Raw genomic sequence first — 21,049 nt, forward strand, 5'->3', positions numbered from 1 at the left:
ATAAAGCACTAAGTAATATAATGTGAAAAATAGACAATTGGTTAGGCGTTATCCACTCTTTTTTCCTCTCCTTAATCTTTTTGTCGGGTACTGAGCATTTATAGTCAATTCAGGGGAATTTGAGGCTAGGAACGATGGAGCGACGCCTATAAGTAATAGGCGAGCTACGAGTGACGACGTCCCCAACTTCTCATCAATTGACTATAGCTAACTAGGATAAATATTATTGCTAATAAAGCACATATATCGCCATATTGGGAGTATAAAGTTTCATATTTCAGCTTATTTGGTAATAAACTATCTATATAACCTACTTCATTGAGAGTTCGTTGTTGAATAATTCTACCTACCGGGTCTATTACAGCCGATATACCATTATTAGCTGTTCTAAGCATAGGAAGACCGTTTTCTATACTACGCATACGACTAATTTGTAAATGTTGGTATGGACCAGAAGAGTTTCCATACCATGTATCATTAGTGACGTTAATAATCACATCTGAAAGTTTATTACTCGTTTGAACGAGATTTGGAAAGATTGCTTCATAACAAATAAGAGGTTTTATGGTTATAGCAGGTTGGTCAATACTAACCAATTGTTTGCTTCCTTCAGTATAATCTAATAACCCAGGGGTTAATTTCTTCAATGGTAATATCCATTTAAGAGGCATATACTCACCAAATGGCACTAAATGAGATTTATGATATTCAAATAATTTGTCCCCTTCTTTTGTTAAAGCGTATAAACTTGTATAAATTTCAAAATCATCTCCCTGTTTACCATTATTTGTTATACCACCAGTAATTAAAATGGTCTTTTTATTTTCTAGCATCTTTAATATTTTCTTTTTGATTGGTTTATAGTCATATGGTACTACCATAGCAGCTTCCGACCATATAATTAGGTCTACGTCACCTGGTTTTTCAGACAATGCAATATGAAGATTTAAATTTTTCCAAAATTCTTCAACGTCCCATTTAGCAATTTGTGGAATAGTTGGCTGAACTAATCGAACTTTTATATTTGAGAAATCGCTAGGATTGTTATGTAGCCTTAATAAACCGTAGGAAGTTATTAGAGAAAATATTATTAATGAATTCACTAATAATATTTTTAATAGATTATATTGTTTAGTAAATAGGTGATAAAAACTAGTTGATATATATATTACAATAAAACTTAAACCATATATTCCTATAATACTAGAAGACTGGATGAGAGTATCGGAAAATGAAAAAGCGTATCCAAGTAAATTCCACGGCAATCCGGTAAATATCCATGATCTTACCCATTCAAAAAATACCCAATAAAGGCAAAATATAAACTGATATAAATTATTATTCTTCGCTAAAAACCCTAAACCGCAGGTTATAGCGATGAAACAAGCAAGAATAACTGGTAAACCAAATAACGCCAATGGTATCGCCCACCAAAATTCATCAATATAAACAGTGACCCCTATACTAATCCAGTACATATTGACTAAAAAATGCCCAAAACCAAATATAAAGCCTAATATAGAGGCTTCTTGCCAACTATTAGCAATTTGTACTTGATAACATAGTAGTGCCAAGAAAAATAACCCAGGTACGAAGAAAGTTGGAGCAAAAACTAAACCGCTAACCATACCTGAAATAAGTAGAAATATTTTGGATAAAAACATTAGTGCTATCTATTATTAGTGTTATACTTTGGTTATATTTTAAAAGTTATTTACAAAAATATACATAATGCTATTGTTTGAGCAAGGTCTAATTATAAAGTATGGAGAATATATGCAAATTGTGGGTTTACTTGATGGTAAAAAAGGACTAATTACAGGCGTCGCTAATAATTTGTCAATATCTTGGGCTATTGCTCAAATGACCAAAGAACATGGTGCAGACTTAGCCCTTACCTATCAAGGAGAAATGCTTGAAAAACGCGTTAAGCCCCTTGCTGAGGAAATTGGTTGTAATTTTGTTGCTCCATGTGACGTAACCGATGAACAGTCACTTGATAATTTATTTAAACTTATTGAACAAAAATGGGGAAAGCTTGATTTTTTAGTTCATTCTATAGCTTTTTCTGATCGAAATGAATTAAAAGGTAGATATATAGATACCACATTACCTAATTTTCTTAATAGTATGAATATATCATGTTATTCTCTAACTGCTATGGCAAAGCGTGCAGAACCTTTGATGAAAGATGGAGGGAGTATCCTGACTCTAACTTATTATGGCTCCCAAAAGGTGGTTCGTAATTATAATGTGATGGGACTTGCTAAAGCTGCATTAGAATGCAGTGTAAGATATCTTGCAACTGATATGGGGTCAAATAACATCCGAGTGAATGCCATATCAGCTGGACCTATTAAAACTCTAGCATCTAGCGGTATTAGTGATTTTAAAACTATGCTCGCTTCCCATGAGGCTACTTCACCGTTACGCAGAAATATTTCGCCTAGTGATGTTGCAGGGTCTGCTTTATACCTGCTAAGTAGCTTATCATCGGGAGTTACCGGTGAGATACATTATGTAGATTGTGGGTTTAACACTATAATAGGAACTGTATTAGCCGAGTAACTCATTGCTTCGTCATTGCGAGGAGGTCGCCAGACCACAACTGTTGAAAGTTAGAAGGTAAAGAGGGTTTTAGATAGGTTTTCTGTCATTGCGAGACCACGTAGTGGTCGTGGCAATCCATCTTTGGTTACTTTTATGGATTGCTTCGTCGACCTGCGGTCTTTCTCGCAATGACGTTGACCACATACGACTTTTAAACTATTCGGTCTAAAACCTCTTCCTCTTCTAACTTTCAACAGTTGTGGTCGCCAGACCGACGAAGCAATCCACAAAAGTAACCAAAATGGATTACTTCGACCATTAAATGGTCTCGCAATGACAGCATGATGGGTGCTTATTCGGCACTAATTCAGGTAAATTGACTATAAACAAAAGAGTTGTAATTTCCACGTTATAAATTGTCATCCCTGCTTAACTTAGTGTCACCCCTGCGAAAGCAGGGGTCTAGATTCCCGCCTACGCGGGAATAACAAATTTTGCGTTTAAAAATAGATGTTGTGACTCGGATATATTCAAATTTCCTTCGAACAACCTACTATTTATAAGCTCTGCAAAAAACTTGATTAGACCTCTTGCATAACCCAAAGATAATTGAGGAATTTTTAAGAAAAACGAAGTCGAGTACCGCAGCGTACTGAGATGTACGTGAGGAACGGAGACGAGTTTTGACAACAAAATTACCAATTAGATTAGGTTATGCAAGAGGTCTATTATCGAGTTAAACACTCTAACTTGATAATATGGGCTGCCACATTTGAAGAACTATTAGAGTCAATTGATGAAAAGTTGGTGACGTCGTCGCTCAATGCTCGTCTATTACTTATAGGCATCGCTCCATCGTTCCTGCTACCCAATTCCCCTGAATTGACTATAGAACCTTGAAAGCCTAACTCCCTTAAGATTTTTTGGCTTTCTCTTAGTTGTTCATCTGTTTTTTTTTCATCAACTAATAATGATGTAAGCCTTGCTGCTATATTTGATTTAGTACAGTTAAATTGAATTAATTCTGGTAAAATTTCCTTATTAGCAACAATATTAATCAAAGAAATGTAAGGTATTTTTATTAATAATTTTATTAGAAAAAAACTTACGATATTTAATTTATATGCAACAACCATTGGCGTATTACAAGCAGCAATTTCTAAAGTATTAGTACCAGATTTTGCTAAAGCAAGGTCAGAGGCAGCAAAAATCTTAAGCCGATCACTTGAGAACTGGTAATTGAATGCTGCATCTGATAAAAACGCTTTAATTAAAGACTGATGACTAGGATCGGCCAGGACAAATATCACTTGAATATTAGGGAACTGCTTTGCTAATAAATTAATTGCTTCTATAAAGATAGGGGCATGCCTTATTATCTCACCTTTACGACTACCGCAAGTAACACATAATAATTTTGAATGAATAGGTATTTGTAATTTCTGCTTTAACTGTTGTTTATCTTTATCATCATAAAAATACTGTTCTAATATTGGATGACCAATATACCGACAATCTAGCCCAACTTTTTGGAAATATGGCGGCTCAAATGGCAGCAAAGCTAACAAACAATCGTAAATTTTAGCGTATTTCATAGCTCGAGAAGGTTTGTATGCCCAGACTGATGGGGCAACAATATGCATGATCTTTAAGTTAGGTCTAATTTCTCGAACCTTCTTTGCCACCCTATAAGTAAAGCCTGGTGAGTCTATGGTAATTAATAAATCTGGATTATGTTGAATAATATCGTCAATAGTTTGTTGAATTAACTTAGTGAGCCTAAAAATATGTGGTATAATTTCGACGAAGCCCATAAGATTTATTTGACTAATCGGGAAAAGGCTATGGTGCAATCCCGCTTGTTGCATCTTATCGCCGCCAATACCAACGAACTCTAATTGCATTTCCTCCAATTTATAGAGATTTTTTAGGCTTTGCATCAAACGACTCCCTATAAAATCTCCTGATATTTCGCCAGCAATTAGATAAATCTTAACCATTTGACTTCTTACTACATAGACTTAAGTTCTTTTTAATCACTGCCGAACGGATACCAACACAATCAAGAATCGAATGAAATACATAGTCATGACTAATCTCAGTATCTAAATGACTGGCTATAGAATTCACTAAGTCAGGATGTTTTTTTTTAAATTCATCTGATACCCAAACTAAGAAAGGCACAGTAGTTTGTTCTGGAATCATCGGACCACCGTGACCATAATAACCATGCTCGCCTAAAGATTCAGCGTGATCAGAAACATACATTAAAATAGCGTTGCTATTTTTTAATAAATCTATCACGCTATATAAAAAAAAATCAGTATATAAAATAGTATTATCGTAATCATTAACTAACTGTATAGGATCACAAGTGCTTTGATCTACCATAGTAGTAGAATTACATTTAGGAGTAAATTTTTCGAATTCTTTAGGATATCTAGCAGAATATTTCCAATGACTACCACTTGTATGAACAATTAAGACATCTTTAGTAGCAGAAGAATCTACAATATTTTTAATATAAGGTAACATTTTCTCATCATGATCCAGCCTTGTTAATAGAACCGAACCACCAGGGAGCATACTAAACTTAGCCTGATCATAAATTGTATATGGGTCTTTACTTTTAAAATATTGCACCAAACTTTGAGTACCAATCCAATTAGTATTAAAGTCAAGCATGGTAAAAATTGATAAAAAACTTGTATCTCCTGTAATTTTGTCTATATCCTTAGCAGGATGGCGGGACATAAGAGATGGAACTGAGATACATGTATGATTAGATGAAGATTGTGCTTTAAATGAAAAAAGATTTTCAACAGTGCTTAAATATGGTGTAGTGTCCCTGGAATAACCATTAATACCAAAATGATCAAATCGTGCCGATTCTCCTATAACAACTACAGCTACAATATTTTGATCAGATTGATCGATAAAAGAAAATTTTTCTCTTATATTCTCACGCATGCTGCTTTTGTTGTTACTATTGGATAAGTATAAATATGTATTATGTAGATATTGAATAGGAAAATAACTATTTAGCAACTTGAATTTCGGAGCAATAATATTATTAACAGAAATTAAAAGACAAATTGCTGATAGTAATTTTGTGACAAATAGTTTACTATCTAAAATAGAGAAGTGTTTCATTGTATAAATACAGCTAAACAAACTAAAAATTAACCATACAATCAGCCTGATGCTGATTATTTCGTATAGTTCATTCAAGTCAGTGGAGAAAAAACTACCCATCATTTCTTTTGTAGGAGAAATTTTAAAGAAATATAGGTAATAACTAGCAATTGCCCCTGTTATAAATAAAAATATCGCTCCAATTATAAAAACAAGCCGATGGATAGTTAAACCAAAAAAAATGATAAAGCAAGTAAAGTAAATATATAAAAAGTCTTTACTCAACTCCAATATCGCTTTCAAAAAAGTTATCTTGTAGTAGCTGAATTTGTAACAAGAAACTACTGAATTAAAAAATATGAAATAAATAAGGGCAAAAACTAAAGATAGTTTTATTAATTTACTATCTAGGTGTTTTTGAATTAGTTCTGACATAATAAACACGTACTTTGTATAAATTGTAATTTAGGTATCATGATAATAGCAGTATTGCAAGAATTTTTTCAGCTTCTACAAGCTAATAGACCAATTATTGCCATAGATTATGGAATACGGAAAACAGGCATCGCTATTTCAAATCAAGAACAGACTATTGCTATGCCACTAAAAACTATTTATGAAACGATAGAAGAAAAAAAGATTAAGTCAATATTAGATTTAGTCGCAACTTATTCTATTTGTGGTATAGTCATAGGTTTGCCTATTAGTATGAATGGTAACTCTAGTGAGCAAACTATAATTGTATTAAAATTCAGTGCAACATTAAGTTCTGCAACAAATCTTCCTATATATCTACAAGATGAAAGGCTTACTTCCCTTGCTGCCAATAACTTATTAAAATCGTTAGGAGTTAAAAGACGAGAACGTAACCAAAAAGATGACTCAATTGCAGCAAGTATGATTTTAGAGACTACTTTAGATTCTATTAAGAAACTTCAATAGACCTCTTGCATAACCTAATCTAATTGGTAATTTTGTTGTCAAAACTCGTCTCCGTTCCTCACGTACATCTTAGTACGCTGCGGTACTCGACTTCGTTTTTCCTAAAAATTCCTCAATTATCTTTAGGTTATGCAAGAGCTCTAATAGTATATTGATGAGAAGTTGGTACTAATGGAGTACATATACGTCATTGCGAGACCACGCAAGTAGGTTGTGGCAATCCATTTTAATCGTTTTTTGGATTGCTTCGTCGCTACTAAAGTAGCTCCTCGCAATGACGCTGATGCTAAAATACTAATCGGATTTATACCGTTGCCAATTCAAGTTAATTCACTATAATAGGCGAGCATTGAGTGACGACGTCACCAACTTCTCATCAATTGACTATACATGGTCTTGCAATGACAAAAATCTACCTAAAACTATTTATCTAGTTCAAATAGTTGATGCAAGCAACGTATAGTTTTTTCAGTGTCAAGGTCTTTTATTAGCAGAGAAATTTTAATTTCTGAAATTTGTATCATTTTCACTGATATATTTTGTTTTTCCAGTTCAGTTAATACCATATCAAGAAAATTATGGTCATTTTTAATGCCGTGACCAATAATCGATACTATAGAAATTTGGCTATCGATAATAAAATTATTTATCTGATTAGCATTCTTTAGATCATCTAGCAAATGCTGTAATTTATTTTTATCGGATAATTGGATAATAAAGCTATATTGTCGATATTCCTCGATATTTTCCATTAATTCTAGGTGAATATTATGGTTAGTGATCAGGTTGCATATCTTAGAAAAATTTAATTGAGTGGAATTTACTACTAATTTTAATAAATTTTTGTTGGAAGTAATGCCGGTAATTTTTTTATTTTCCATAATTTTTTCTCTAGATGTTATTAGTGTACCACTATCTTCATGGTATAATGGTAGTGAGAACGACGATAAAACGCGTATGGGTACGTTATATCTAATAGCCGCTTCTAAGGAGCGTGGATGCAACACTTTCGCTCCACAAGATGCAAATTCCAGCATTTCCTCAAAACTAATCTGTGATAATTTCTTTGCTCCAGGAACAATTCGTGGATCAGCAGTAAAAACCCCTTCTACATCAGTGTATATATCACATCTATCAGCTTGCATAGCAGCTGCAATTAACGAGGCAGTAGTATCGGATCCTCCTCGACCAAGCGTTGCTAACCTATTATTATTACTGATACCCTGAAATCCAGCAACTACCGGGATGATGTCTTGTTTAATACATTCTGTTAATAAACTAGTAGAGATTTGCTCAACCAAAGCTTTGCTATAATTATCATTGGTTAAGATTGGTAATTGCCATGCTAGCACAGACCTTGCATCTATGCCTTGTTGTTGTAGCTCAAGGGCAAGTAAGGAGGCTGTTACCATCTCTCCACTACAAAGGGCAGCATCATATTCTGCCAGTTGTGAACTAGTCTTAAGACTAGAAACCTCATTGCATAAAGTAACTAGTTGATTGGTAACACCAGCCATAGCTGAAACTACAATTATTACTTGATTACCATGCTGCTTTTCAAGCTTAATAATGGGAATAATTTCTTTTATTCTTGCAATGTTAGCAACAGAAGTTCCGCCAAATTTTTGAACTATTATGGACATAAATTGAAGAGATGTTGTTAAAAGGTCATTGCAAAAAGGCGTGAATCAAAGAAGTAATCTAACAAATATGGATTGCCACGACCACTATGTGGTCTCGCAATGACGTTTGGCAAAATATTTTCGTCATTGCGAGAAGCCACTTTAGTGGCGACGAAGCAATCCAGATTTATTCTAATGTTTGGATTGTCACGACCACTATGCGATCTCGCAATGACGTGACGTTGAAAGATAAAAACAGTCATTGCAAGAAGGTGTAGCCAACGAATCAATCGACAAGTTAGTATAGACTTAGATTGCCGCATCACTGCAAAGCGACTCCTCGCTAATAGACGCTTGGCGAACAGATTCTTATTCATCATTTTCAAATCCCATTCTTTAAATCATTTGAGCAGACAGGTCTATTTAATAACCTTTGGGATAGCAACTGTACGAGTATGCCATAAAGTATATATACCCTTAGCTATATTCTCGCTAGCAGAATAATACTTAGCTCGTGTATTATTAGGTAAATGAAGATGCATATTCTCATCAATAATTGATACTCTTCCTTCATTAAACTCGTTTTTTATGTGTCTTTTATGGGTTTCATTCATTGTAGAGTTATAATACACTGTAACAGTTTTAGCAGGTAACATATCTACGGTTTCTGAGACCATAGAAGTAGATTCACCTGGTACTATAATCAAGCTATGCTTGTTGTATAAAACAGCTCCAAGAATAGCCTTATACATACTTGGTTGCCCTTTCTTGAAGTCAAATAATTTAAATGGCACACGATTTTTTTGTAGAATTTCTTGGAAACTTGACGTTACCACATCCATTATACTATCTTTTTCATGTACACTAAGTTCTTTATTATGTTGACAATCATATTTTCCTGTACGTGGTCCATTAGATACTAATACAAAATAATTGTTTTTTAGTACAAGATTACTAACATATTCAGCTAACTTCTTTGCTTCTTTACCTGTATAGCAATGATATGTACCATTTTCTGGTACATCCCCTGCTAAAATCACTGCTAAAAATTTATCAGAGGGCTTATCGAAGGAAGAGAACATAGATTTAAATGCAGCATATTCTGATTCAATATCAGATAGTTGCATATTGTGTGCTACCCCATTAGTATTAAGGAGTATAGTGTTCACACCAGTAAGCTTAGTATTTTGCTTATCTAATGCATGGCTAGGTAAGGCTATTATGTCTGCACCAAAGAAATCATCACGTTTTTCTTGGACAAGTTGCTTGTGTGATAAAGTACCATTATCTAATAGTTGGTGAGAAAGATGTACTGCGATAATCTTCTTTGCCAGTTCAGGATATGACTTTAATTTAGTTATTAATTCTATGCCGTAATAACCAACTGAAACTATAATAGTAAGATTTTTGTTATTGCTAATTTGATCCTTAACGGTTTCTAATTGCGATTTATCGTACTCCTCAACATTTAGGGTAATAGACCTACTTTTAAAGTACTTCTCACTTTCTCTTGCTACTCCTAGTAATTGACTACGATCCCCAACAAAAGCTTTATCGCTTATGATATACAAATTAGCTTTCTTTGTTTCAGCTGCGTGGGTGTGGAGCATAAAAGATGATATTATTAAACCTATAAAAAAAATGTAGCAAGAATATGTTCTAATAATCATAATATCTCAAATATTAACCTTAGATTTGCTTATAAGAAAGAAAAAATGTCATTCATGCTTCAGTACGGGATATAGATTCCACACTGAAGCATATAAGCTTCATTGCAAGGAGACCAGACCTTAGGTCGACGAAGCAATCCAGATTTATCTAATGTTTGGATTGCCACGACCACTATGTGATCTCGCAATGACGTGACGTTGAGAGATAAAAACAGTCATTGCGAGGAGGCGTAGCTAACGAAGCAATCCAAGAACATTAAGCTCGCTTAACCTTCCATCATTTGTTTACGAGCAACTTTTCTCTTCCTTCTTTCTGTTTCTTGATCCTTACGGACACGTTTTACTGAAGGAGGTTCATAGAAACGAGACATTTTCATTGAACGAAAAACAAGCTCTCTTTGCATTTTTCTTTTCAAATTTTTAATTGCTTGCTCACCATTCCCAGCATGAACATTTACTAGTATCACTTTTAATTACCCCCTTTTCGTGCAAATTAGATTGTTGAATGATATGAACATTATCTATATACTAAATGTATATGTCAAGATATATGTCAATATTAAAAGATGCATTTATGACTATTGAAGAGAAATATCATAGTTTAAAAGTACAATTTGTACAGACTTTAGCAAAACTGCTAGTTTTTAACGAGTGGAATGATAAATTATTAGCAGATACGGAAACAGAATGTGGTTTTGTTAAAGGATATTGCCATATAATTTTTCCTGAGGGGATAAGGGAAATAGTTGATTTTTTTGAAAGCTGGCAAGACCAGAAAATGCTGGAGTTATTATCTCAGCAGGAAACTCCGATTAAAATAAGGGATAGAATTGATTTAGCCTTAAAAATCAGAATAAAAGATGGTATAGCTAAACTTGTACATTTGAGGAATCGTAGTTATTTTGCCGTACCATCAAACAGCATATTCGCAACAAAAACAGCCTTTCGTACTTGTGACTTAATTTGGCGTTATGCAGGCGATAAGTCTATAGATTATAATTATTATACTAAGAGAGGTCTGTTACTCAGTGTTTATATAACTTCAATACTCTATTACATTCAAGATGAGTCAGAAGATAATATAGATACTGATAAATATATTACTAAATCTTTATCCAATATCATAACTATATCCTCTAAATGTAAGAATATGTTAAAGCTACCAAACCCTGTCGATATACCAATTATTCGACTATTTTTATAATATACTTTCTGTAATCGAGACTATAATGACTAAAAAACACTACCCAGATATTCAATCTAATGTTGATTTTCCAACAATTGAGAGAAAGATTTTAGCTTATTGGCAAAAGCATAATATTTTTCAAAAAACTATAGATGCTAGACCATCAGTAAAAAATGATAAGAATAACGAATTTATATTTTATGATGGACCCCCTTTTGCCAATGGACTCCCACATTATGGACATTTGCTAACTGGGTTCATCAAGGATGTTTATGCACGTTATCAAACCAGTAGAGGCAAAAGAGTTGAGCGACGCTTTGGTTGGGATTGTCATGGACTACCTGCCGAGATGCAAGCAGAAAAGGAGTTGGGTATTTCTGGTAGAACTGCCATTATCAATTTTGGTATTGATAAATTTAACGAGCATTGTCAATCATCGGTGATGAAATATGCTGATCAGTGGCAGAAATATGTTAATAGGCAAGCAAGATGGGTGGATTTTGACAATTCCTATAAAACTATGGATAAAGCCTTTATGGAATCTGTTTTATGGGCTTTTAAAGAATTATACAATAAAGGGCTTCTTTATGAATCAATGAGGGTAATGCCTTATTCTTGGGCATGTGAAACGCCTTTATCCAATTTTGAAACTAGGCTAGACAACTCATATAGAGAGAGAACTGATAAGGCGGTTACGGTAAGTTTTGTACTTAATGAGAAATTGCCAGGTTCTGTGCAGTATAATGAGTATAGAATGCTGGCATGGACTACGACGCCATGGACTTTGCCGGCTAATTTGGCATTAGCCATTGGAGCAAATATTGAATATGCTTTAGTGCCAAATGGTCAGGTTTGTTATATTTTGGCAAAATTTGCTTTAGAAAAATATCACAAAGAATTAGGGCTTAGTGCTGACACAAATTATGATATAATTGAAGGTAAGTGCTTATTAAACATGAATCTTACTTACCAACCATTATTCGATTATTTTTCCAATCATCCAGGTAGTTTCAAAGTACTTTCTGGAGATTTTGTCGTCGAAGGAGACGGTACCGGTATCGTACATATGGCTCCCGGTTTTGGTGAGGAAGATCAAATTCTTTGTCAATCGCAAGGAATAGAACTCGTTTGTCCTGTAGATAATGCTGGGAAATTTACCAAAGAAATTTATGATTTTGTCGGTTTGCAAATATTTGATGCTAATGATCAAATTATTATTAAGCTAAAAAATCAGGGAAATTGGTTTAAAACTGAGCAATATATTCATAATTATCCGCATTGCTGGCGTACTGATACCCCTCTTATATACAAAGCAGTTCCTTCTTGGTATGTGAAAGTTACCGAATTTAAAGACAGAATGGTTGAATTAAATCAGCAAATTAACTGGATACCCTTGCATATTAGGGATAATCTATTTGGAAAATGGTTAGAAAATGCTAGAGATTGGTCAATTAGCCGTAATAGATTTTGGGGGACGCCTCTCCCAGTCTGGAAGTCGGATGATCCGGCTTATCCTAGAATTGATGTGTATGGTTCAATAGAAGAGCTAGAGAAAGATTTTGGGGTAACAATCGTTGATTTGCATCGACCTTTTATTGATCAGCTAACTAGAAAAAATCCAGACGATCCAACCGGTAAGTCAATGATGCGTCGAATAGAAGATGTATTTGATTGTTGGTTTGAAAGCGGCTCTATGCCTTATGGACAAGTACATTATCCATTTGAAAATAAAGATTGGTTTGAAAAGCATTTTCCTGCTGATTTTATAGTGGAATATTCAGCACAAACACGTGGTTGGTTCTATACTTTAATGGTATTGTCAACTGCCTTATTTGACCAACCACCTTTTTTAAATTGTATTTGCCATGGAGTTATATTAGATAGTACCGGACAAAAATTATCAAAGCGTCTTAATAATTATGCTGATCCATTAGAATTATTTGATAAATATGGTTCTGATGCTCTAAGAGTCACTATGCTTTCTACAAACATAGTTAAAGGTCAGGAATTATTGATCGATAAAGACGGAAAAATGGTTTTTGAGAGCTTACGTTTATTTATTAAGCCTATTTGGAATGCCTACCATTTCTTTACTATGTATGCTAATGCTGACCAAATCAAAGCTGAACTAGACTTTAATTCTCAAAATGTGCTAGATCGTTATATTTTATCAAAACTAAAAATATCAGTACAAAAAATTCAGCATGGGTTAGATAATTTTGACAGTCAAATAGCCTATAGTAACATTGCCGATTTTTTTGAAGTATTAAATAATTGGTATATTAGAAGAAGTAGAAATCGTTTTTGGAAAAGTGAGAAAGATCAAGATAAGAAAAATGCTTATAATACCTTATATAGTTGTATTAAAATAATGTCGTCCGCTCAATCTAGTTTATTGCCATTAATTTCTGAGGAGATTTATTTGGGACTCACCGGGATAGAACCGAAAGGTGAGAGTAGACTTCCTGCAAAAGAGTTTTGTGGGAAGTCTAGTGTTCATTTGACAGATTTTCCTACACTAGATAAGATAGAAGTGGATGATGATTTGGTTAGCACCATGGATCAAATATTAGATATTTGTAGTAATGCTTTATTCATTAGAAGTAGCGAGAATATTCGGACTAGACAACCATTGAGCAGCTTAACAATCATTAGCAGCAATAATGAGCTATTAATAAAATTTGAAGAATTGATTAAAGATGAAATCAATGTTAAAAAGGTAATTTATAAAGATGATGTAGAAAATTATGCCGATCATAAATTATCGATTAACTTTCCTAATTTAGGTAAGCGTCTACCTCATAAGGTCAAAGATATCATAGTAGCTTCTAAAAAGAATCAGTGGCAACTTACTCCTGAGCATCTAATAATAGCCGGAGAGAAGCTGAATAATGATGAATTCTCTCTAGCCTTACAACCTAAAAATGCTAAAGGTACAAAATCTTTAGCTAATAATCAGGGGCTAATATTGCTAGATTTGGAAATAACACAGGAATTATACGAAGAAGGTATAGCGAGAGATTTAATACGCTTTATTCAACAAGCGAGAAAAGATGCTAATTTTGCTATAAATGACAGAATTTTCCTAGAGATTATTGGTAAGCCAGATTTTATGCTAATAGTCCAGCAACATAGTAAATTCATTCTCGAACAAACCTTAAGTGAATTTGCTAGCAATTTTACGCCAGACTATATGACCGATATTGAATTAGATTCAAATACGATAAGCATAAGAGTGTCAAGAGTTTCTAAGCACATAAGCTAACTTTAAACGGAGAATCTGTCATTCCTGCTTCGGTGCGGAATCTATTATACCTCATGGCATTTTTAGTTCCCTGCCTTCTTAGGGATGACAACCATTGTCCTATATTTTATTCAAATCTGCAAAAAACTTGATTATCGAGTAAAAGTTGATTAGAAATGGATTGCTTCGTCGACCTTACGGTCTCCTCGCAATGACATTTGGGGTGCATATACGTCATTGCGAGACCATGTAATGGTCGAAGCAATCCACTCTTTAACCAGTTAAGCTAAATCATTGTCATCCAAATTAGAACCAGTTATAGGTACAATATCCAAAGTATTATCCAAAATTTGCAATATCTGCTCGGTTATATTAGATACAGCTTTTTCTTCTGGTAATTCTTTATCGCATATCTCAATAGTAGATTCTTGTTTTCTCGGAATATCTGTTATGATAATCTTTTCCATAGATTCTTGGTAAATAGGATGTTCTACGAATTGCTTAAAACCAAGGAAAGTAAATAACACTTCTTCTTCAATTGAAGATTTGTCTGTTTCTGGTATTTCGCTAAAAAAAGCATTAAAATCTTCTTTCTGTACATTATTCAGACACCCTTTAGTTGCTGCTATCCAAGTTTTGAAAGACTCATTAATATCAGAATTACCATAATTACTGTTTAGTACTACTTGGAGTTTAGTTTTCAGTGCATCAAAGGCTGTTATAAACTTGTCTGTATCAGGTTTGCTGTGTTGTTGTAGATATATATACGCTGCGTGTTTTGTCTCCTCCCTGTTGTTGCTGGAACCAGAAAGATTTTTGCTCTGTATTTGATACTGTTCGATCAGCTGATAAGCAGCACAAAAATACTGAGCCAACTCCAATACGCTAGATTTTTTGATTTCCTCTACTGACTTTTTCTCAAACTTTGCTCGGATATCTTCTAAAGGGGCTAAAAATTCCTCGCATTTTTGTGTTTCTGCTTCTGTGTTGATAATTTTTTCCAAAATTGCTTGGTAATCAGGAGACTTTAATAATTGCTCATAACGAAGAACAGCAGTAAACAGCTTGTCTCCAATTGAAGAATTAACATCTGATATTTTTTCAAAGGAAGATAAAAGTGTTTCTGACTGTAAGGAATTCAGACTACTTTTTATATCTTCTGCCCAATAAGTAAATGGGACGCTAGGAGCAGTTTCATATGATGTTAACAATTTTAAAGTCTTAATTTTGAGTTCACCAAAAGCTGTTATGAACTTGTCTATGTTAGATTCAGTGTGTTCGTCTAGATAGCTATAAGCTTTCTGTTGTTCTTCCTCACTGCTTTGGGGATCAGAAAATTTCTCGCTCTGTTTTTGATGTTTTATGATAAGCAAATAATCATTACAAAAATACTTAGCCAACTCTAATATGCTAGATTCTTTGATTTCCTCTACTGACTTTTCCTCAAATTCTGCTCGGACATTTTCTAAATATGCTAAAAATTCTTCATGTTTTTTTCTTTCTGCTTCTGTTGTTTCATCACTTATTAAAGAAGCATTATCTTGATTCTTAGACATGGGTTACTCTCCATTTTAAAATTTATAATATGATTATTGATTTATTAATTATCGCAAACAACCTCCTAATAAGTAAAGTTTAGTTACCAATTTCGCTACTGTCAATTGGATTTTTTTGTTAATAGAATACTTGACTAAATTAGTAGGATATTATAAGATATATGTTATAATGGTGGAGTCGTTTGTATGCAATTAACTACAAAAGGGCGATATGCGGTGATGGCAATCTTAGAAATTGCATCACAAATGTCGGATACGCCTGTTACCTTGGCTGAAATTTCAGCAAAACAACATATACCGGTTAATTATTTGGAGCAAATTTTTGCAAAACTGAAGAAAGCTAACATAGTTAGATCAGCTAAAGGTCGAAAAGGTGGTTATATCATTAATGAAAAATTAGATAAAATCAGGATTACTAATATTATTGATGCGGTAGATGAGAATATCGAAATGACCAGATGTTTAGGGAAATCTGGAAATAGTTGTGTACCTAATAAAGTGCAATGTAACGCCCATCATTTATGGTTGGGTTTAAGTCGGCATATAAGGGATTATTTTGATACTATTTCGATAGCTGATATGCTTTAGGTATACTTGACTTCCTATATTAACTAATATAAAAATTATTTTTTTACAACTTTTGTATTAGTGGGCTGAAAATTTATGTTATATTTAGATCATAATGCTACTACTAACATTCATCCTAAGGTTAAAGAGCTGATGGAGAATTTGATGATAGAGACCTATTATAATCCGTCTTCTATTCATACAAAGGGGCATTATGCTCGAAGTTTAGTAGAAATAGCTAGGCAGCAGGTTGCGAAATCTGTTGGAGCTGATATAAATTCTAGGGAATATCAGGTAATTTTTACTTCCTCTGGTACAGAGAGTAATAATTTGCTGATGAATAATTATTATGATGGAGAAATTTTTGTTTCTAGTATAGAGCATTTATCGATCTTTGATCACACTAAATATCGGGATAATATTAAAATTATCCGCGTTGATAGTGATGGCATTGTTGATATTGAACATTTAGAGCAATTATTATCAACTAGTCAAGCTAGTAAAAAGCTAGTCTCTGTGATGTTGGCTAATAATGAAAGTGGTGTTGTACAAAACATACAGCAGCTAGTTAAAATTGCCCAAAAATATGGAGCGGTATTTCATAGTGATTGCGTGCAAGCAGTTGGCAAAATACCGGTCAATATTAAAGAACTAGCTGTTGATTTTGCTACTATATCAGCTCACAAATTAGGAGGAATGCAGGGTAGTAGTGCGTTGATTGTTAAGGCAGGAAATACGCTTAAAGCGATGATGATTGGCGGAGGGCAAGAGAGGAATATTCGCTCAGGTACAGAAAATGTGCTGGCAATTGCCTCGTTCGGGCTTGCATCATCAATAGTTACTAATGAGCTAGCAGATAGATATAATAAAATGAAGAAATTACAAACATATTTGGAGCAGAATTTACTTAACTATAAAAATGTTAAAATAGTGTCAAAGAATGTTGAAAGACTACCTAATACTACCTTGATGATTGTGCCAGAAACTGATGCACAAACTAAGTTGATAGCTTTTGATTTAAGGGGTATAGCGGTGAGTTCCGGCTCTGCCTGTTCATCAGGAAAAGTTGGCAAGTCACATGTGTTATCTTCTATGGGGGTTAGTGAGGAAGATGCTAGGTCTTCGATTAGAATCAGTTTCGATTATCAACAAACTATTGAAGATGTTGTGACATTTATTAAAGCGTTTGAAGAAGTATACTCAAATGGATAAATTAGAAAAATTAAGACAACAAGTAAAATTAACTGGTAAATCGCTACCAATTTATATGGATTATCAATCAACAACCCCTATGGATCCAAGGGTTCTAGAATGTATGTTGCCGTATTTTACTACTAAATTTGGTAATCCGCACTCTAGGAGTCATTCCTTTGGTTGGGAAGCTGAAGAAGCTGTAGAAATGTCAAGAGAGAAAGTGGCAAGGCTTATTGGTGCTGATTCTAAAGAAATTGTTTTTACTTCTGGTGCTACTGAATCTAACAATTTAGCGATAAAAGGTATTGCTAAATTCTATGGTAGTAAGAAAAATCACATAATAACAGTGATAAGTGAACATAAATGCGTTTTAGATGCTTGTCGGCATTTAGAAAATGAAGGATTTAAGGTAACATATTTGCCAATTCAGGCAAATGGCTTGATTGATTTACAGCAATTAAGAAATGCCATAACCGACCAAACTATGCTGGTATCGGTGATGGCGGTAAATAATGAAATCGGTGTTATTCAGCCAATTAAAGAAATTGGCAAAATTTGTCGGGAATTAGGCGTATTCTTTCACTCAGATATTGCCCAAGGATATGGTAAAATCCCCATAGATGTTAATGATTGTAACATTGATTTGGCAAGTATTTCTGGGCATAAAATTTATGGTCCCAAAGGTATTGGAGCTTTATATGTAAGAAAAAAACCTAGGGTACGATTAGTGCCAATTTTAAATGGTGGTGGACAGGAAAGAGGTATGCGTTCTGGAACTCTCCCAACTCCTTTAATTGTTGGACTCGGGGCAGCAGCTGAATTAGCTCTATCGGAAATGTCGCAAGATTCTAAACTAGTAGAAGAGCTTTTTGATAGATTTTATAATAATATTACTAAACAAATTGCTGATGTCTATTTAAACGGTGATATGCATAAGAGATATAAGGGAAATTTAAATTTAAGTTTTGCTTATGTCGAAGGGGAGTCAATGATATTGGCTATTAAGGATTTAGCCGTTTCATCTGGTTCAGCTTGTACCTCATCTTCACTGGAGCCATCATATGTGTTAAGAGCTATGGGGGTTGACGAAGAAATGGCACATACATCGATTAGGTTTGGTATTGGTAGATTTACCACTAAAGAAGAAATAGATTATGCTGTAGAGTTAATAAAGTCAAAAATTAACAAGTTAAGAGAACTGAGTCCTCTTTGGGAGATGGTTCAAGAAGGTGTTAATTTAAAGCAAATTAAGTGGGCAATACACTAGACTCCCTGCATAAGGCAATCTAGGAGGCTGTCTGCAATCTGCTGGTAATTTGTACGTCGATGCGGTACTCGAATCCTCACGTACGCTAGAGTACGCTGCGGTTCTGCGTTCCGCGTCTCCTTCAAACTCCTCAGCATAAGCGAGTTTTGAAAGAGGTCTAATAACTAAAGTAATGATTTTTTGGATTGCCACGACCACTACGTGTTCTCGCTAATAGATGTGGGTAAGGTGAATATATAAGTAAATTTTATTATGACTCTAGACAAGCCAAAACATGATGAAATCTTTCGCAAATCTATGGAGAATCCCATAGTTGCTAAAGAATTTTTGGCAACTCATTTGCCGAAGGATGTGTTGGCTTTAATCGATAGTACATCTTTAAAATTAGAAAAAGATAGTTTTATTGAGCCAGACCTTTCTGAAACTATTTCAGATGTATTATTTTCTGTTAAGTTTAATGATCAGGATGGCTATATTTTTTTGCTATTGGAACATCAAAGTACTGTTGATAAAATGATGGCATTTAGGTTATTTAAATATATGATTAATATTTGTGATCTATATTTAACTACTAATCCTAAAGCTAAAAGCCTTCCAGTAATTTATCCCCTAATAATTTATAATGGCAAGAAGAAATATAACGCATCGCTCAATATATGGAATTTATTTAGCCATCCAGATTTAGCCAGAGGCTTTTGGACAAATGATTGTCAGCTTATTAACGTACATGACATTCCCGATGAAGAACTCAAGAAAAAAATATGGTCTGGAATTTTGTTATTTTTCCTTAAGCACATCCACGAACGTCAATTACTGAAAAGATGGCAAGAAATCTCTCATCTCTTGCCTAAATTGAGTAAAATAACAATAGGTCATGACCATATAAGAAATCTATTGAGCTATACTTTGACCTTTATTGAGCAAAATGATAAAATAGAGTTAGAAAAAATATTAAAAAATAGTTTAACTAAAGAAAAAGGAGAAGAACTTATGCCTAGTATAGCTCAAGTATGGAAAGAAGAAGGGATTCAAATCGGACTCCAAGATGGTATCAAAATCGGAGAGGCCAGAGGTAAAGCTAGAGGAGAAGCCATAGGAGAAGCTAGAGGAGAAGCTAGAGGTAGAGCCGAGGGTGAAGCTAAATTAATAAAAATGATGATAAACAATGGTAGCTCTATTGAAGAAGTAGCGAGAATTACTGGACTATCTATTACTAAAATCAATGAATTACTGAAAGTACAGTAAATAACGAATTATTAAATTAGCTATAGTCAATTCAGGAGGATTTGGTGCTAGGAGCGATGGAGCGACGCCTATAAGTAATAGGCGAGCGACGAGTGACGACGTCACCAACTTCTCATCAATTGACTATAAAAGCCTTCCATTAATTTATCCCTTAATACTTTATAATGGCAAGAAGAAATATAACGCACCTCTTAATATATGGAATTTATTTAGCCATCCAGATTTAGCCAGAGGCTTTTGGACAAATGATTGTCAGCTTATTAACGTACATGACATCCCCGATGAAGAACTCAAGAAAAAAATATGGTCTGGGATTTTGTTATTTTTCCTTAAGCACATCCACGAACGTCAATTACTGAAAAGATGGCAAGAAATCTCTTATCTCTTGCCTAAATTGAGTAAAATAACAATAGGTCATGACCACATAAGAAATCTATTGAGCTATACTTTGACCTTTATTGAGCAAAATGATAAAATAGAGTTAGAAAAAATATTAAAAAATAGTTTAACTAAAGAAAAAGGAGAAGAACTTATGCCTAGTATAGCTCAAGTATGGAAAGAAGAAGGGATTCAAATCGGACTACAAGATGGTATCAAAATCGGAGAGGCCAGAGGTAAAGCTAGAGGAGAAACCATAGGAGAAGCTAGAGGAGAAGCTAGAGGTAGAGCCGAGGGTGAAGCTAAATTAATAAAAATGATGATAAACAATGGTAGCTCTATTGAAGAAGTAGCAAGAATTACTGGACTATCTATTACTAAAATCAATGAATTACTGAAAGTACAGTAAATAACGAATTATTAAATTAGCTATAGTCAATTCAGGAGAATTTGGGGCTAGGAACGATGGAGCGACGCCTATAAGTAATAGGCG

The 21,049-nt window shown here is 34.0% G+C and carries 17 protein-coding genes; 9 read left to right on the forward strand and 8 right to left on the reverse strand.

Translation table 11 applies throughout. From position 1 onward, the window contains the following. Positions 1-164: 164 nt before the first annotated feature. The gene (gene lnt, locus ACQH1V_RS02700) at positions 165-1,664 is read right to left on the reverse strand and encodes an apolipoprotein N-acyltransferase (RefSeq protein WP_425360704.1); all 1,500 of its coding nucleotides are present in this window, start codon (positions 1,662-1,664) and stop codon (positions 165-167) included. A 112-nt stretch (positions 1,665-1,776) separates the two neighbouring features. Here lnt and ACQH1V_RS02705 point away from each other — a divergent pair, with 112 nt between their 5' ends. Continuing rightward, a complete protein-coding gene (locus ACQH1V_RS02705; RefSeq protein WP_341749216.1) occupies positions 1,777-2,568 on the forward strand; it encodes an enoyl-ACP reductase FabI in 792 nt (263 codons plus the stop codon). Between the two features lie 710 nt (positions 2,569-3,278). Here the strand turns inward: ACQH1V_RS02705 and lpxB are convergent. Both lpxB and ACQH1V_RS02715 read right to left on the reverse strand, forming a co-directional pair. Beyond that, on the reverse strand, positions 3,279-4,550 hold the full coding sequence (gene lpxB / locus ACQH1V_RS02710; RefSeq protein WP_425360705.1) for a lipid-A-disaccharide synthase: 1,272 nt from the start codon (positions 4,548-4,550) through the stop codon (positions 3,279-3,281). After that, entirely contained in the window at positions 4,543-6,120 is a 1,578-nt protein-coding gene (locus tag ACQH1V_RS02715) for a phosphoethanolamine transferase (RefSeq protein ID WP_425360706.1), read from the reverse strand. Before ACQH1V_RS02715 ends, lpxB begins: the two co-directional genes overlap by 8 nt. Before the next feature lie 39 nt (positions 6,121-6,159). Here ACQH1V_RS02715 and ruvX point away from each other — a divergent pair, with 39 nt between their 5' ends. Further along, positions 6,160-6,627, forward strand: a complete 468-nt coding sequence (gene ruvX / locus ACQH1V_RS02720; protein ID WP_094649362.1) for a Holliday junction resolvase RuvX — start codon at positions 6,160-6,162, stop codon at positions 6,625-6,627. 422 nt (positions 6,628-7,049) lie between these two features. Here the strand turns inward: ruvX and ACQH1V_RS02725 are convergent, their stop codons facing one another. The 3 genes from ACQH1V_RS02725 to rpsU form a co-directional block, all read right to left on the reverse strand. Next, the gene (locus ACQH1V_RS02725; protein ID WP_425360707.1) at positions 7,050-8,270 is read right to left on the reverse strand and encodes an aspartate kinase; all 1,221 of its coding nucleotides are present in this window, start codon (positions 8,268-8,270) and stop codon (positions 7,050-7,052) included. A gap of 398 nt (positions 8,271-8,668) precedes the next feature. Then, positions 8,669-9,859: a hypothetical protein gene (locus tag ACQH1V_RS02730; RefSeq protein WP_425360708.1), complete on the reverse strand. Its 1,191-nt coding sequence runs from the start codon at positions 9,857-9,859 to the stop codon at positions 8,669-8,671. Between the two features lie 326 nt (positions 9,860-10,185). Further along, positions 10,186-10,386, reverse strand: a complete 201-nt coding sequence (gene rpsU / locus ACQH1V_RS02735) for a 30S ribosomal protein S21 (RefSeq protein WP_094649364.1) — start codon at positions 10,384-10,386, stop codon at positions 10,186-10,188. 107 nt (positions 10,387-10,493) lie between these two features. Between rpsU and ACQH1V_RS02740 the strand changes: the two genes are divergently transcribed. After that, entirely contained in the window at positions 10,494-11,123 is a 630-nt protein-coding gene (locus tag ACQH1V_RS02740) for a COQ9 family protein (RefSeq protein WP_375330167.1), read from the forward strand. 25 nt (positions 11,124-11,148) lie between these two features. Further along, positions 11,149-14,370 carry an isoleucine--tRNA ligase gene (gene ileS, locus ACQH1V_RS02745; RefSeq protein WP_425360709.1) on the forward strand — a complete coding sequence of 1,074 codons (3,222 nt, stop codon included), beginning with the start codon at positions 11,149-11,151 and terminating at the stop codon, positions 14,368-14,370. A 260-nt stretch (positions 14,371-14,630) separates the two neighbouring features. On the opposite strand, the gene ACQH1V_RS02750 is transcribed toward ileS, so the two are convergent. Continuing rightward, positions 14,631-15,905, reverse strand: coding sequence for a hypothetical protein (locus tag ACQH1V_RS02750; RefSeq protein ID WP_425360710.1), 1,275 nt, complete (start codon positions 15,903-15,905; stop codon positions 14,631-14,633). Positions 15,906-16,091: 186 nt separating this feature from the next. Between ACQH1V_RS02750 and ACQH1V_RS02755 the strand changes: the two genes are divergently transcribed. The 3 genes from ACQH1V_RS02755 to ACQH1V_RS02765 all read left to right on the forward strand — a co-directional run bounded on the left by ACQH1V_RS02755 (position 16,092) and on the right by ACQH1V_RS02765 (position 18,933). Then, the gene (locus ACQH1V_RS02755; protein ID WP_341748629.1) at positions 16,092-16,493 is read left to right on the forward strand and encodes an Rrf2 family transcriptional regulator; all 402 of its coding nucleotides are present in this window, start codon (positions 16,092-16,094) and stop codon (positions 16,491-16,493) included. 75 nt (positions 16,494-16,568) lie between these two features. Beyond that, a complete protein-coding gene (locus ACQH1V_RS02760) occupies positions 16,569-17,684 on the forward strand; it encodes a cysteine desulfurase family protein (RefSeq protein WP_425360711.1) in 1,116 nt (371 codons plus the stop codon). Beyond that, a complete protein-coding gene (locus tag ACQH1V_RS02765) occupies positions 17,677-18,933 on the forward strand; it encodes an IscS subfamily cysteine desulfurase (protein ID WP_425360712.1) in 1,257 nt (418 codons plus the stop codon). The genes ACQH1V_RS02760 and ACQH1V_RS02765 overlap by 8 nt, the downstream gene beginning before the upstream one ends. On the opposite strand, the gene ACQH1V_RS02770 is transcribed toward ACQH1V_RS02765, so the two are convergent. After that, complete coding sequence (locus tag ACQH1V_RS02770) at positions 18,904-19,131, reverse strand: palindromic element RPE1 domain-containing protein (protein WP_425360713.1); 228 nt, start codon at positions 19,129-19,131, stop codon at positions 18,904-18,906. The genes ACQH1V_RS02765 and ACQH1V_RS02770 overlap by 30 nt on opposite strands. 54 nt (positions 19,132-19,185) lie before the next feature. On the opposite strand from ACQH1V_RS02770, the gene ACQH1V_RS02775 reads away from it, so the two are divergent. Beyond that, the gene (locus ACQH1V_RS02775) at positions 19,186-20,178 is read left to right on the forward strand and encodes an Rpn family recombination-promoting nuclease/putative transposase (RefSeq protein ID WP_425360714.1); all 993 of its coding nucleotides are present in this window, start codon (positions 19,186-19,188) and stop codon (positions 20,176-20,178) included. A gap of 154 nt (positions 20,179-20,332) precedes the next feature. Next, complete coding sequence (locus ACQH1V_RS02780) at positions 20,333-20,965, forward strand: Rpn family recombination-promoting nuclease/putative transposase (protein ID WP_425360866.1); 633 nt, start codon at positions 20,333-20,335, stop codon at positions 20,963-20,965. Positions 20,966-21,049 lie beyond the last annotated feature (84 nt).

Origin of the sequence: Candidatus Tisiphia endosymbiont of Ceraclea dissimilis (assembly GCF_964030735.1) — a bacterium.
Lineage (GTDB): Bacteria > Pseudomonadota > Alphaproteobacteria > Rickettsiales > Rickettsiaceae > Tisiphia.

Excerpts from the sequence above, each read along its gene's own strand:
- ileS (WP_425360709.1), top strand. The coding sequence starts at position 11,149 with ATGACTAAAAAACACTACCCAGATATTCAATCTAATGTTGATTTTCCA.
- ACQH1V_RS02725 (WP_425360707.1), bottom strand. The coding sequence starts at position 8,270 with ATGTCCATAATAGTTCAAAAATTTGGCGGAACTTCTGTTGCTAACATT.
- ACQH1V_RS02765 (WP_425360712.1), top strand. The coding sequence starts at position 17,677 with ATGGATAAATTAGAAAAATTAAGACAACAAGTAAAATTAACTGGTAAA.
- ACQH1V_RS02740 (WP_375330167.1), top strand. The coding sequence starts at position 10,494 with ATGACTATTGAAGAGAAATATCATAGTTTAAAAGTACAATTTGTACAG.
- ACQH1V_RS02730 (WP_425360708.1), bottom strand. The coding sequence starts at position 9,859 with ATGCTCCACACCCACGCAGCTGAAACAAAGAAAGCTAATTTGTATATC.
- ruvX (WP_094649362.1), top strand. The coding sequence starts at position 6,160 with ATGATAATAGCAGTATTGCAAGAATTTTTTCAGCTTCTACAAGCTAAT.
- lpxB (WP_425360705.1), bottom strand. The coding sequence starts at position 4,550 with ATGGTTAAGATTTATCTAATTGCTGGCGAAATATCAGGAGATTTTATA.
- ACQH1V_RS02760 (WP_425360711.1), top strand. The coding sequence starts at position 16,569 with ATGTTATATTTAGATCATAATGCTACTACTAACATTCATCCTAAGGTT.
- ACQH1V_RS02715 (WP_425360706.1), bottom strand. The coding sequence starts at position 6,120 with ATGTCAGAACTAATTCAAAAACACCTAGATAGTAAATTAATAAAACTA.
- ACQH1V_RS02750 (WP_425360710.1), bottom strand. The coding sequence starts at position 15,905 with ATGTCTAAGAATCAAGATAATGCTTCTTTAATAAGTGATGAAACAACA.
- ACQH1V_RS02705 (WP_341749216.1), top strand. The coding sequence starts at position 1,777 with ATGCAAATTGTGGGTTTACTTGATGGTAAAAAAGGACTAATTACAGGC.
- ACQH1V_RS02755 (WP_341748629.1), top strand. The coding sequence starts at position 16,092 with ATGCAATTAACTACAAAAGGGCGATATGCGGTGATGGCAATCTTAGAA.
- ACQH1V_RS02775 (WP_425360714.1), top strand. The coding sequence starts at position 19,186 with ATGACTCTAGACAAGCCAAAACATGATGAAATCTTTCGCAAATCTATG.
- lnt (WP_425360704.1), bottom strand. The coding sequence starts at position 1,664 with ATGTTTTTATCCAAAATATTTCTACTTATTTCAGGTATGGTTAGCGGT.